Source organism: bacterium (assembly GCA_035505375.1).
Taxonomy (GTDB): Bacteria; Hydrothermota; Tepidihabitantia; order Tepidihabitantales; family Tepidihabitantaceae; genus UBA2258.
On the sequence record DATJQV010000069.1, the window covers coordinates 108,472 to 120,618 of the forward strand.

Sequence of the window (12,147 nt, forward strand, 5' to 3'; positions counted from 1 at the left end):
TGCAACCAGAAGCAGATGCTCGTCACCGAGATCTAGATGTCCTCGACCCTCCACAGAGGAAGACATGACTCACGAACAGGTGCAGATTGTATTCGAGCAGATCTTTGATGGCCTGAGCATGGCGCTGTCCGAGGCACATCTACCGTGGAAGCCAACTAGCAGGGAGAACAAGTGGACGGAGACTGTCTTCCACTGTATGGAGGCGCTCGCGGACGGGCGCCATGTCGTGAACTGGAGGGTCAAGGGCGCGAAAGAGCGACCTCCCGCTGGCCCAGGAGAGTGGTTGTTCGACCTCACCTGGTGCGATGGAAACCCGAGGTCAGGGGAGTTTCGCGGGCTCGTGCTGGCGCTGGAAAGCGAATGGGGCTGCGGCAGCCGGGACGGGTGGCCGAACAAGATACATGAGGATCTCAACAAGCTGCTTGTGGCCGCATGCCCACTCCGAGTCTTTGTATACTCGACCCCAGGATTTGCTCCAACCCAGCGCGATGTGCCTATGGCCCTGAACCTCGTGAGGAAGACCATGTCGGAGGTCCCTGGTGCAACATCGCTCAACCTCCTCGCTGTCCTCGTGTCGCCCAAGACCTCGGCAACGGGATCGTGTACGCTCCAAGGACTCATGTACGTCGGCAGCGGAGTGCCGACCCCCATCGAACCACGCTCATGCTGAGGCAGGGTAAACCTGGAGCACTTCCGGGGACGAAAGAGATTCCTGAAGCGCGGGGCCGTAAGGTCAGTTCCGACATCTGACGACTAACAGCCGACAGCGGCGCGCAGGATGCGCGCAGCTTCCAGTTCCCATCTCCTATCTTCTGATTCCACAGTTCCGGTGATTCACGTTCCCAACATCAGCCCGATGCCCACCCCACGCGGTTCATTTAAATGAACCGCGGGTCCCCGGTGACGCGGCAGGCGAAACAGTCACCCTGTTGTTTGGGGAATTCCCGCGAGCCCTTCCGGGAGTTCGGGAGCACGAGGCCGCGGCTTCGCCGCGAGTTCCCGTGCCCATTCTGACAGGGCGCCGTTGACTCTGTCAGGCGGGAGCCGATAATACCACTGGTACTATGAAGTGCGTAATCTGCAAACAGGGAGAGACCCGGTCTGGTACAGCAACCGTCACGCTTGTGCGTGGCGGCCTGACGGTCGTCTACAAAGGCGTACCGGCTCAGGTCTGCCCCAACTGCGGCGAGGAATACGTTGACTCTGCGGTGGCGGACCGGCTGCTCAAGGAAGCCGAGCAGACCGCGCGCAACGGCACGCAGGTCGAAGTCCGCCAGTTCGCCGCCGCTTGACGAACCAAGACTGAGGACAGAAGACGGAGGACCGGCGAGGGACAATTCCCCTGTTTCCGGCCGATGTCAAGACGCAACGCGGCTTCGCCGCGAGTGACCAGTCATGAGAGACCCTCTCGTCTGACTCAGGGCGACTCGGAGTCGGTTGCCAGGTTCCAGTTACCAGTTGAGCGAAGCCCCGGTGACGCGATAGGCGATTCCTGCCGCGGCGCACTCCTCGGTCCTCACTCCTCAGTCCTCACTCCTTAGTTTCTAGTCCCTGCCGCCCATCCCACGCAGTTCATTCAAATGAACCGCGGGTCCCCGGCGACGCGGCAGGCGATTCCTGACGCGCGCGGGGCCGTAAGGGCAGTCCGGCGGGCACCGGATAATTCAGAAGTCAGATACCAGAGACCAGAATGCAGAATTCCGCCGACCCCAAAGCTTCCGCGATTCATTAGAGTGAACTGGTAGGAGTCGAGTCATGGAACGGACAGCGGACGGTCAGCGGAAACCGGCTATAGGTTGTTGAATTCCTCTACGCCCAGGCCCATCTCACGTACAATCGCGCGGAGGGTCCCGATTGGGACGTCTCCCGGATGCCGGGGCACTGGAATGGTGATGTCGCGTTCGGAGAGGTAGTAGACCGGGTGCCGGCTGGTGCGGATTTCCCGGTAGCCGGCGCGCCTGAGTTTCGCGGCCAGCTCGCGGTAGGAGACGCGGACGAGCTTAGGCATGTACCGGACGTCGGTACACGTTCAGCCCGCCGTAGCGAACCCGCCTGAGCTTCAGGGCCGCGACCTTGCGACGAGCCTCCAGGCAGCTCTCGATGGCGTCAACCGCGTTGCGATAGGCTTCCTCCAGCGTCTTGCCGGATGCGACGCAGCCGCGAATCGCTGGCACCGTGGCGGTGAAGACGCCATCCTCATCCTGGAAGTAGTTGATGTCGAATTCCTGATAGGCTGCTTTCATCGTGACCAGTATAGGTCGCTGCTGCCCGGCGGTCAAATGGGGAAGCAAACCCGGCGATGCAGCAGGCGATTCCTGACGCGCGCGGGCGGGTCAGCTTACGGCTCACAGCTAACAGCTTATGGCCAGCGGCCGACAGCGGCGCGGAGGCTGCGCACCGGCATTGACATAGAGTCGTCACCCGCTAGACTGCGTCCGAAAGGAATCTGTTATGACAAAAGTACGTTTGTTAGTTATTGCCGCGGTCACGGGCGCTGCACTTCTGGGCCCGAACTGCAGTCCTTCGCTCGCTCCCATACACCCGATGACCATCGGCAGCGTGTGGAACACAACAACCATTACGCTCTCCGGGCCCGCCGGCGGGCCGCTGGATACCGTGTCGACAACCACCATCACGCGAACCGCGCTGCAGAAAGCCAGTCTGGCCAATGGCAGAGAGGTCGTGGAGTTCAAGGATGATTCAGCCATCCACACCCGGACACCGGACACGACCGTCTCCGCGACCGGTGACTACTACATGGCTGAAGTCGGTGACACGATCATGTCCTACAAGAGCCTTGACGACACCATCGGCACACCCGTGCTGATGTCGGACCCGGTAGCGGGCGATACCTGGTTGGAAGGCACCACCGGGGTGACGGTCGTCGGCCAGGAGGACGTTACGGTCGCGGCCGGGACGTACCGGAAGGCGTGGAAACTGAAGCTGACCGTCCATTCCCCGGTGACCTTCGACATCTACGAATGGTACGCCCGGGGCACCGGTATGGTGAAGTCGTACTACGATGCCACCTTCCTCGGCAAGGAGCGGATCTTTGACCAGGAACTGACCTCGGCCACGATCAAGTAGCGAACGAATTCCGGGGACTCATAGAAGCCCCTGACGCGCGCGGGCGGGTCAGCTTGCGGCTGACAGCGTACCGATTCTAGATTCTAGATTTGTAGACTAGCTGACTCAGGCCTTGGCGGTCTTGGCGAGCTTGGCGGTTAACCCATTTTCGATTGACGATTGCCGATTCTAGATTGCCGGACCGGTATCCGAAGCGGAGAGCGGTTGGCGGTCAGCGGGCGCGGTGCTTTCGGGCGGAAGGATGTGCGAAGGGGCTAGACCCGGAAGAGCTTGTCGCCGAGCAGGGCGGCCGTGACGCGGCCGCGCATGGTCCGGCCGAGGAAGGGCGAGTTGCGGGAGAGCGAGAGGACCCGTTCCGGAGCGTATGTCCACTCTGCCTTGAGGTCGAGCACGACCAGCTCAGCTTCGGAGCCGGCGGTAATCAAGGCCGGCGGCAGGTTCAGGATCCGGCGCGGCGCGACCGTCAACCGGGCGATGTAGTCGGCGAGCGACAGGGCCTTGCCGAGGACGAGCTGATCGTAACCCAGGCTGAAGGCGGTCTCGAAGCCGATGATGCCCGGCGGTGCGGCGTCGAACTCGGCGTCCTTCTCGCCTTTGAGATGCGGCGCATGGTCGGTGGCGATGGCGTCAATCGTCCCATCTGCAAGCCCCGCAATCACGGCCCGGCGGTCGATCTCAGTCCGGAGCGGCGGGTTGACCTTGTAGTTGGAGTCGAAGTCGGCAAGGGCATCTTCGGTCAGGGTGAAGTAGTGCGGGCAGGTTTCAGCCGTGACCTGCACCCCGCGTGCCTTGGCCCAGCGAATAATCTCGACCGTTGCCCGCGCCGACACATGGGCGATGTGAAGCCGCGCGTGCGTAAACTCGGCGAGCAGGACGTCACGCGCCGCCTGCGCCGACTCGGCTACGTCCGGCCCAGCCTTCATTCCCAGCCGGGTCGAGACTCGCCCTTCGTTGGCGACGCCCTCGACCAGTTCCTTGACCTCGCAGTGGGATATGACCGGCACGTCGAACGCTTTGCAGTATTCGAGCACGCGGCGCATCACCTGCGGGTCCGCGACCGGCGAGCCGTCGTCGGAGAATCCCACCGCGCCGGCTTCCTTCATCGTGCCGATTTCCGCCAGCTCTTTGCCCTGCCTGGCCTTGGTGCAGCAGCCGATGGGATGGACTCGCGCGTATCCGGCTTCGGTTGCCCGGCGGATTTCAAACCGGACCTGCGCCTCGGTGTCGATTGGCGGTTCGGTGTTCGGCATCGGGCAGACGCGCGTGAACCCGCCGGCAAGAGCCGCCGCGGTCCCGCTGGCGATTGTCTCTTCGTCCTCGCGCCCGGGCTCGCGCAGGTGGCAGTGCATGTCGACGAATCCCGGCGCGATGTGCCTGCCGCGGCAGTCTATGACCTCGGTGCCGGGAGGCGCGGTGATGGCGGCTCCGACCCTCTCGATTCGGCCACCGACCACTAACACATCCGCGCGGGACTCTTTCAGCGTCTCCGGGTCAATCACCGTCCCGCCCTGCAGCAGCACTCGGTTCAAAGTCTGTTCGTTCATCGTCTCTCGTTCACCGCTGGCCGTTCCGCACTTCTGCACTCTGGATTCTGGTTTCTGGATTATCCGGTTCTCCCTCATTCTGCCTGCTCTCCGCCTGCCAACAGGTACAGCACCGCCATCCGCACCGCGACTCCGTTCGTGACCTGCGGGAGCACCAGTGCCCGGCTGAAGTCGGCCACCTCAAAGTCCATTTCCACGCCCCAGTTCACCGGCCCCGGGTGCGTTACGACGACCTCGGGCGCAAGCTTACGCAGCCGCTCCGCGGTCAGGCCATAGAGCGCGCGGTACTCGCGCACGGTGGGGAAACTCGACGACGTTATCCGCTCGAGCTGGACCCGGAGCATGTTCACCACGTCCACCTCGTACAGAATCCGGTCCAGGCGGTAGAAGACCTCGCAGCCGTACTGCTCGATGTCGGACGGCAGCATAGTCGGCGGGCCGCATACCGCGACCTTTGCCCCGAGCTTGGCAAAGGCGAGCAGATTGGAATGGGCGACGCGCGAGTGGGCGATGTCGCCGACAATCAGCACCCGCTTCCCTTCCAGGCTGCCCAGCTTCTCGCGCAGGGTGAAGGAATCGAGCAGCGCCTGGGTCGGGTGCTCGTGCGCGCCGTCCCCGGCGTTGACCACGAAGGCTTTCACGTGCCGGGAGAGGAAGTGCGGGGCGCCGGGCGACGAGTGCCGGATAATGATGCCGTCCACGCCCATCGCCTCGATGTTGCGGGCGGTGTCGAGCAGCGTCTCGCCCTTGGAGACCGACGAGGTCGCCTTCGAGAAGTTGACGCAGCCGCAGCTCAGGCGGCTCGCGGCGAGGTTGAAGGATGTGGAAGTCCGGGTCGAGGCCTCGAAAAAGAGGTTGATCACGGTCCGACCGCGCAGGGCCGGCACGATTGGAATCGGCCGGTCGAGCACCTGACGGAATGTGCGGGCCTGGTCGAGAATTGTCAGAATTTCGGAACGGTCAAGACCCTCGATGCCGAGCAGGTGCTTTGACCTCAGCTTCATCTTGGCTTTTGGCTCTTGGCTTCTGGCTTTTGGCTTGACCCGACCCTCGTCAGCACAATCTCATCTCGCCCATCTGTTTCCTTCAGGAAGATGTCGACGAGGTCAGACCGCTCGGTCTTGATGGTTCTGGCTGCGAAATCGGGCTGGATGGGCAGCTCGCGGTGCCCGCGGTCGACCAGCACCGCCAGTTGTATCGCCCTGGGCCGGCCGAAGTCGAGCAGCTCGCTCAGTGCCGCCCGAATCGTCCGCCCGGTGAAGACCACGTCGTCCACCAGCACCAGCGTCTTGCCGTTGATGTCGAAGCCTATCTCCGACCCGCGGACGATCGGTGTTTCGGCCACCAGTTGCAGGTCATCGCGGTAGAGCGTGATGTCAATCGCCCCGACCGGTATCGGCGAAAATGGGGACTGTACCGCGCGTCCTCGCGCTCCGGGGGACTGTCCCCGTTTTCGCCGGGAGTTGTTCCCGACCGACAGCCGCGCGGCGAGCCGCTCGGCCAGCGGCACTCCCCGGCGTTTGATGCCCACCAGGGCAAGGTCTTTGACTCCGCGATTGTGACGGACTATCTGTGAAGCGAGCTTGGTGACGAGGGCGGTGACTGCCTTGGAGTCGGCCAGCCGCCGCGTCATTTCACCAGCAACCCGACCGGTATCAGGACGCAGTAACCGAGGACCAGGAGTATCGGCGCCAGCGTGATTGAACCCGATGCGAGTGTGATGAATCCGACGATGATAGTCGCGAGCCCGGCGCCCATGATGGCATAGTTCTTCTTCCTGAGGTTGATCATGGGACGGAGCGGCTTCTTCGGTGCCGGCTTAGCCGGCTGCGGTCTGATGGGTTTGCGGTCAGGCTTCATTGGACAGTTTCCTCGGCGTCCATCTTAACGCTCATTGGCCTGAAGTCAAGCCAGGGAAGCCACAAGCCTCGGGCAGCCTCTCCCTCTCCTCGCTGAGGAGAGGGTTGGGGTGAGGAGCGCGTTGCGGATCTGTGTAATCTGTGGATGTCCTTGTCCGGCGTCCCGCATTCTGAATTCTGGTCTTCCGATTCATCCGGACCCCGCGTGATCATCTGCGCCATCTGCGGTTGTTTCTTCCTTGCTTGGACTTACTGCATCGCCCGGCTCGTCATCCAGCTTCAACCGTTCGTCGACCGGCGGGGGCGCGAACCGTTTCTCCAGATACACGACAATGTCCGCGGTCCGAACCGCCGTCGTTCCTCGTTCCCCCGTCTGCTGCCCCTCATTCGTCATTCGGACTTTGTCATTCGTCATTCTATTGCTGCCAGCAGGCAGCAATAGGTGCACTCCCCGGAAGTTGTCCAGATAGCTCTTATGCGAGAATGGACTGACGACGATGCCGCCCGAGGTGCGGAACCAGCGGCGGAATTGCTTCCACTCGTACCGCGTCGTCATGACGCGCTTGTCTACCTCTATACCCTTGTCGTCAAACGTGTATGTGACCGGCAGGAAGTAGGTGTTCAAGGCAAGGAAGAACACAACCACGGCCAGCAGGCCAAGAACCGGACCGAACCCGACCCAACTGAACCCGACGAACACAAGGATAAGGACTGAGGCCACGATCGTCCTCGTGGGTGTTTCCTTTGCCCTGTGTACGGTCCAACTCAATGGCTCAGTCATCACTTGGCCTGGGATATCAATCTTGCACCTGGGTCTTCAATGTGGCAAGTGGGCCCGGTCCGGGTCGAACGGACGACCAGCTGATTATGAGTCAGCTGCTCTGACCAACTGAGCTACGGGCCCGCGCCCGACACTTTACCAGAAGCCGTCAGGCAGTCAAGGGAGAAGTGTCGGGCGCGAGTGACCAGGTGGCAGTTTACAGGTTGCAGTATTAGAGGAAGAACCCGTGGTTAGGCGGTCAGGCACCGGACGAGAGGACCGGAATCTGCGCAATCTGCGTAATCTGCGGATAGTCTTCCGCTCAGACGAGGACGGCGCGGAGATGTTCTGAGATGACCTCGGCGACGAGGCGGGCGCCGGCTTCGTTCAGGTGTGCGCCGTCGATCGTGTACTCGCGGTCCTGACGCCAGGCAAACGTCGACTGGATGTCAACGCAGCGGCACGCCGCTTCTTCACTCAACCGCTTGACCATCTCGGTTGCCCGGCCGAGTGAGTATTCACACCCACTCGCGCATTCGCGTCCGGCAATCAGCGGCGGCAGAGTGAACACGACCCGCGCCCGCGCCTTGGTTGCACCCAGGAGATGCCGGTAATCTTCCTCCAAGGCGGCGTTATCGTCCCAGTCGGGGTACATCATCACGTCATTGGTACCGATCCAGACCATGGCCACGTCGCCGCGCTGCTGCAGCTTCTCGGCACGACGACGCAGACCCGCGATGGTGTCACCGTTGACACCCAGGTTCACATATTGGTGCTGGGGAAGCGCCTCCCTGAGGAAGGGAAGGAATCCGACCCCGACCGTGCCTTCGGTGAGGCTGTCGCCAAGCAGGAGAACCTTCACTCCGCCGCCCCGAACCGCCAGAAGTGCAGGACGTCCATGTCGTCGGGAATGTCGTCAAAGTGATCACCCTTCCCTTTCGCCGCGTCATAGTGTGCCCCATGGTCCGGGGTGAACACAAGCGCGCGGCTGTACCCAGCCCAGTGTTGATCAGTTACCGACTGGAGGCGCTCGAACGTCTCGACGTGCCGGACGGCTGCGGCGAGCGCCTCGGGGCTGTCCGGACGCGTCCGGTGAAGCTCGTCGTCGTATCCCTGGTTGTAGGAGAGAATGAAGTCATAGCGGTCGCCCGCAAACAAAGACAGCGTCCGATCCAGCACGGCGGCGTCGTCGGCTTCAATGAAGTAGTCAATCGGACGGTTGCGGAAGATGATGCTCACGCTGCAGTCCTTCACTGCGACGATGGCCACCCACTTTCCGTCCCGCGCCAGCGCATCGAAGAGCGTGTCGCAGGCCAGCACCGGACGTTCGTATTTCGTGATGCCGTGGACTTCAGGCGGAGCGCCGGTGAACATGGATGCGTAGCAGACCGGCGTCTTAGGCGGGGTCATCGCGCGCAGTTCTACCTCCACGTCCGACGCGGCAGCCAGCCGCTTCTTCAACTCCGGATGGTTGTCGAGAAAGACACGGCCGATGGCGTCAGCCGCGTAGACAAGCACACGGTCAACCCTGGCTGGCGCAAGCGCAAGCACAGGCTCAAGCACCGGAGCCCGGCAGACGGAAGGCGGCTCGATGCCCAGCAGGCGGCAGAGGGTCGGGGTGACCGAGGCAATGGTGTACGGGTGATCGAGTAGTCTAGTGGTCAAGGGAGACAAGGGATAGAGGGCCGGAAGGAAAGACGCCGCACGGGCAAGATTGTCGCGATTGAGACGCGAAGGTCAAGGGTAACACGAACCGGGGCCCGGGTCTGGGAGTCAGGGATGGGACCCAGATATCGGCGTCAGTCTCCAATCCCTGACCCACAGTCCCTGACCGTGGCACCGGGGCGGAGCGTGGCGGGTCTAAGATGGAAAAGGAGTTAACATGGCCAAGGTCAATCTGACGGTCGGTGACGAGTCGCCTTTGTTCTGTTTGCCTGACAAAGACGACAAGGAAGTCTGCCTGAAGGACTTCAAAGGTCGCTGGGTCGTACTTTACTTCTACCCGAAAGACCAGACGCCCGGGTGCACCAAGGAGGCCTGCGAGTTCACGGAGCGGCTTGATGACTTCGAGCAGATGGATGCGGCCGTGCTTGGTGTCAGCACCGACTCGACCGAAAGTCACCGCAAGTTCGCGGCGAAGAACAAGCTCTCAATCGTCCTGCTGAGTGACACCAAGCACGAGGCAATTGCCGCATACGGCGTGTGGCAGCCCAAGAAGTTTATGGGTAAGGAGTTCATGGGCACGGTCCGTTCGACTTTCCTTATCGACCCAACCGGGAAGATCGCCCACGTCTGGCCTTCGGTTAAGCCCTGGGGGCACGCGAACGAGGTCAGGCAGAAACTCGGAGAGCTGACTGGCCAGAAGCCACAGTCGTCGGCGACTCTGCCTCCACCCAGTCTGTAGTAGACCACCGGCGACTGTTAGAAACGTCGCAGTCGACTGTCGTTACGCACAAGCGGCAGCCGGACTTAGAGATTAAGTCTTCTCTGCGCAGCGACCGTTCAGCGGGCGACAATCAGCTTACGGGCGCTGGATTCCGAATCTTGTAGTCCCCGCACTATGTAGACACCACAGGCTAGCCCTCTCAGGGAGTTTCGACCGGGGCGAAGGTCCATCACCTTGCGGCCCCGGATGTCGTAGAGGTAGGGATGGGCCTTGAAGAAGAGGGAAGATTTAGGAGAGAGGAGGGAAGGTGCAAGAAGCAAATCCCCGCGGACAACCGTCGGCAGGTAGCACACTTCGCGCGGTTCGACCTTTGTGTGTTCCGCGACCCCCGGATATAGAAGATTCACACCCTTGGTCGGTTCGATGCTGTCGCCGTTCGAGTTCTTCAAAGTCATCTTGAGGATATACGCGCCCGGCAGCAGTCCGTGAGTATTCCAGGTCGCGAGCGTGTCTTTGTGCACGGGATGCGTGTGAACGCTGTCAATTGGATGCCAGGTTGTCTGCGAGTCGACGCCTGCCCAGGAGAACCGGTAGCTCCCGAACTTGAGCGGGTTGTACGGACCGGGTTGGATGTCGGCGGTTCCGGAAATGGGGAAAGCGGTGTCAGTCGCCGCCCACGACGGCACTGCGTAGTCGGACAGGTACACAATACCGGTGTCCAGCGGCTGCGGGTCGTATTCGCTGTTGCAGAACATCCACAGCAGCATTGACGCGCTGGTCGCTTCGACCTTGCCATATTCTACGGTCGAGCCGGCGCCCAGGATGAGCGAGCGGTCGCGCGAAACCACCTGAGTCTCAATCATCGAGTTCACGAAGAAAAGCTGGCTCGTGCTCTGCGCTCCTATGTACCCTCCGGACCCGTCGCAGATTGAGTTCTCGATTACGGCTTTGAGCGCACCCATCGCCAGCATCTCGCCGAACACGGAAGACTCCAGCACGAATATCGACGAATCCGTCGGGTACAGGTTCCAGGACCCAAGAAACGTGTTAACCAGACGGAAATGCCTGTCCGCCAGCGGCAGAGTGTAATCAGTTTGTTGCTGGTTGTTCACCAGCCCGGACATATTCACCGAATCCGGACCCGGAATCAGAAGTCCCGCAGCCCTCATCTGCGAGTTGCGTACGGTGACGCTGCATCCCGCCTGCGGGAAGCTGCCCCAGAGCACGCCGGTCATGGTATCGAGCGTCACGGTGTACCCGATGCCGGACACTCCCGGCGACCCGTCGTGGATTTCCCAGTGTCGCAGTGTCGTGTCTGCATCGGGCAACGTGATGTCGGCTGCGCTGCCAGAAGGGAAGCCGAGCCAGACCAGCGCGGTGTCGCAGTGGGCCAGGTGCAGCACCGATGAGTCAAAGATCACGTATTCCGACGCGAAGTCCGAGCCGGAGTAGTTCACCTGCGCGTGCCCGGTCAGGCTCACGGTTGTGAACCCGAGCTGCAAGGAGCAGGAGTTCACCGCGAATGCGGCGGAATCTGCAACCCCGACGCTCCAGGAGAATCCGCCGTAGCGGACGCGAGCGGTGTCGAACTCGAACCTGCCATCGTTTGCAACCTCGCTGCCATATTGGTAGGCAAACTGCTGTGGTATGGTCAGCGTCCCCTTTCTAACGCGCATGGTCCCATGGTTGAAAACGTATATGTCGCCGCGCAGCGTGAAGTCCGCGCTATCGAGGACGAGAGTGCCGTTGTTCAGCACGATGATACGTCCCTGATGAGTGTATGGGCCGGTGATGACTCTGGTCTCGTTGGAGTCGGGATACCCGACCACGATGTCACTGTCCATGGGCGCGAGTGCGGAGTGCCGGCTCCGAACGCCGCACGCGGGTTGTGGTACGAAGTTATCCGAGTGAGCCGCCCGTAGCTGCCGAAGCGCCGCGCCCGCCCGGACCCAGCCCGGGGTCAGGCCGGCCACAGCATAGCCCACAACTACAAAGAGCAGAAGCAGAGCATTACTCATGGTCTCCTCCTAGAACCGACGGTCCCAGAGCCTGACCAGCTTGGCGCGGAATTGCTCGTCGGACATCGAGTCCTCGCTGGTCTCAAGCGAAGTCCCGCCGCGCGCGTCCATCAGCTTCTGCACGCTCGCGGGTGCGAAGCGGGTGAGCTGCGCATACGCATGCGCGTCGCCCATCGGGTAGCGTTTGTAGTAGTAGCGCAGCGGGAACACAACGTAGAGCCAATCCTTGGCCCTGGTAACGGCCACGTAGAACAAACGTCGCTCTTCCTCAACACTGTCATCATCTTCGGTAGCCATGTCCGAGGGAATCATCCCATCGGCCGCGTGGATGACGTACACGACCTTCCACTCGCAGCCCTTGGCCGAGTGCATCGTCGAAAGCACGAGCCAGTCCTCGTCCTTGAACGGCGGCCCGGCGAAGTCCGCGGTCGAGTTCGGCGGGTCGAGCGTCAGGTCTGAGATGAAGTTGGCGCGCGACGTGTACCGCTGCGCA

The 12,147-nt window shown here is 61.9% G+C and carries 15 protein-coding genes and 1 tRNA gene; 4 read left to right on the forward strand and 12 right to left on the reverse strand.

What is annotated here, in order from left to right:
* The first annotated feature begins 64 nt into the window (after nt 1-64).
* Both VMH22_11205 and VMH22_11210 read left to right on the forward strand, forming a co-directional pair.
* The gene (locus VMH22_11205) at nt 65-670 is read left to right on the forward strand and encodes a hypothetical protein (GenBank protein ID HTW92265.1); all 606 of its coding nucleotides are present in this window, start codon (nt 65-67) and stop codon (nt 668-670) included.
* Nucleotides 671-1,064: 394 nt separating this feature from the next.
* A complete protein-coding gene (locus VMH22_11210; GenBank protein ID HTW92266.1) occupies nt 1,065-1,292 on the forward strand; it encodes a type II toxin-antitoxin system MqsA family antitoxin in 228 nt (75 codons plus the stop codon).
* A gap of 497 nt (nt 1,293-1,789) precedes the next feature.
* Here VMH22_11210 and VMH22_11215 read toward each other — a convergent pair whose 3' ends face one another.
* Both VMH22_11215 and VMH22_11220 read right to left on the reverse strand, forming a co-directional pair.
* On the reverse strand, nt 1,790-2,008 hold the full coding sequence (locus VMH22_11215; protein ID HTW92267.1) for a type II toxin-antitoxin system HicA family toxin: 219 nt from the start codon (nt 2,006-2,008) through the stop codon (nt 1,790-1,792).
* On the reverse strand, nt 2,001-2,243 hold the full coding sequence (locus VMH22_11220) for a type II toxin-antitoxin system HicB family antitoxin (GenBank protein HTW92268.1): 243 nt from the start codon (nt 2,241-2,243) through the stop codon (nt 2,001-2,003). The genes VMH22_11215 and VMH22_11220 overlap by 8 nt, the downstream gene beginning before the upstream one ends.
* Before the next feature lie 208 nt (nt 2,244-2,451).
* On the opposite strand from VMH22_11220, the gene VMH22_11225 reads away from it, so the two are divergent.
* Nucleotides 2,452-3,087 (forward strand): hypothetical protein, encoded by a 636-nt coding sequence (locus tag VMH22_11225; protein HTW92269.1) that lies wholly within the window; start codon nt 2,452-2,454, stop codon nt 3,085-3,087.
* A 254-nt stretch (nt 3,088-3,341) separates the two neighbouring features.
* Here the strand turns inward: VMH22_11225 and VMH22_11230 are convergent, their stop codons facing one another.
* From VMH22_11230 to VMH22_11265, 8 genes are all read right to left on the reverse strand, one after another.
* Nucleotides 3,342-4,709: a dihydroorotase gene (locus tag VMH22_11230; GenBank protein ID HTW92270.1), complete on the reverse strand. Its 1,368-nt coding sequence runs from the start codon at nt 4,707-4,709 to the stop codon at nt 3,342-3,344.
* Nucleotides 4,706-5,635 (reverse strand): aspartate carbamoyltransferase catalytic subunit, encoded by a 930-nt coding sequence (locus VMH22_11235; GenBank protein HTW92271.1) that lies wholly within the window; start codon nt 5,633-5,635, stop codon nt 4,706-4,708. The genes VMH22_11230 and VMH22_11235 overlap by 4 nt, the downstream gene beginning before the upstream one ends.
* Entirely contained in the window at nt 5,632-6,264 is a 633-nt protein-coding gene (gene pyrR, locus VMH22_11240) for a bifunctional pyr operon transcriptional regulator/uracil phosphoribosyltransferase PyrR (GenBank protein ID HTW92272.1), read from the reverse strand. The genes VMH22_11235 and pyrR overlap by 4 nt, the downstream gene beginning before the upstream one ends.
* Nucleotides 6,261-6,491, reverse strand: coding sequence for a hypothetical protein (locus tag VMH22_11245; GenBank protein HTW92273.1), 231 nt, complete (start codon nt 6,489-6,491; stop codon nt 6,261-6,263). Before VMH22_11245 ends, pyrR begins: the two co-directional genes overlap by 4 nt.
* 189 nt (nt 6,492-6,680) lie before the next feature.
* Entirely contained in the window at nt 6,681-7,271 is a 591-nt protein-coding gene (locus VMH22_11250; GenBank protein HTW92274.1) for a YcxB family protein, read from the reverse strand.
* A 49-nt stretch (nt 7,272-7,320) separates the two neighbouring features.
* Nucleotides 7,321-7,394, reverse strand: a tRNA-Ile gene (locus VMH22_11255).
* Nucleotides 7,395-7,572: 178 nt separating this feature from the next.
* A complete protein-coding gene (locus tag VMH22_11260; protein HTW92275.1) occupies nt 7,573-8,112 on the reverse strand; it encodes a GDSL-type esterase/lipase family protein in 540 nt (179 codons plus the stop codon).
* Nucleotides 8,109-8,915, reverse strand: coding sequence for an alkaline phosphatase family protein (locus VMH22_11265; protein ID HTW92276.1), 807 nt, complete (start codon nt 8,913-8,915; stop codon nt 8,109-8,111). The genes VMH22_11260 and VMH22_11265 overlap by 4 nt, the downstream gene beginning before the upstream one ends.
* Nucleotides 8,916-9,132: 217 nt before the next feature.
* Here VMH22_11265 and bcp point away from each other — a divergent pair, with 217 nt between their 5' ends.
* A complete protein-coding gene (gene bcp / locus VMH22_11270; protein ID HTW92277.1) occupies nt 9,133-9,654 on the forward strand; it encodes a thioredoxin-dependent thiol peroxidase in 522 nt (173 codons plus the stop codon).
* Between the two features lie 98 nt (nt 9,655-9,752).
* On the opposite strand, the gene VMH22_11275 is transcribed toward bcp, so the two are convergent.
* Nucleotides 9,753-11,654: a hypothetical protein gene (locus VMH22_11275; GenBank protein HTW92278.1), complete on the reverse strand. Its 1,902-nt coding sequence runs from the start codon at nt 11,652-11,654 to the stop codon at nt 9,753-9,755.
* 9 nt (nt 11,655-11,663) lie between these two features.
* Nucleotides 11,664-12,147 (reverse strand): 3'-5' exonuclease (locus tag VMH22_11280; protein ID HTW92279.1); only part of this gene is annotated, 484 nt, incomplete at its 5' end.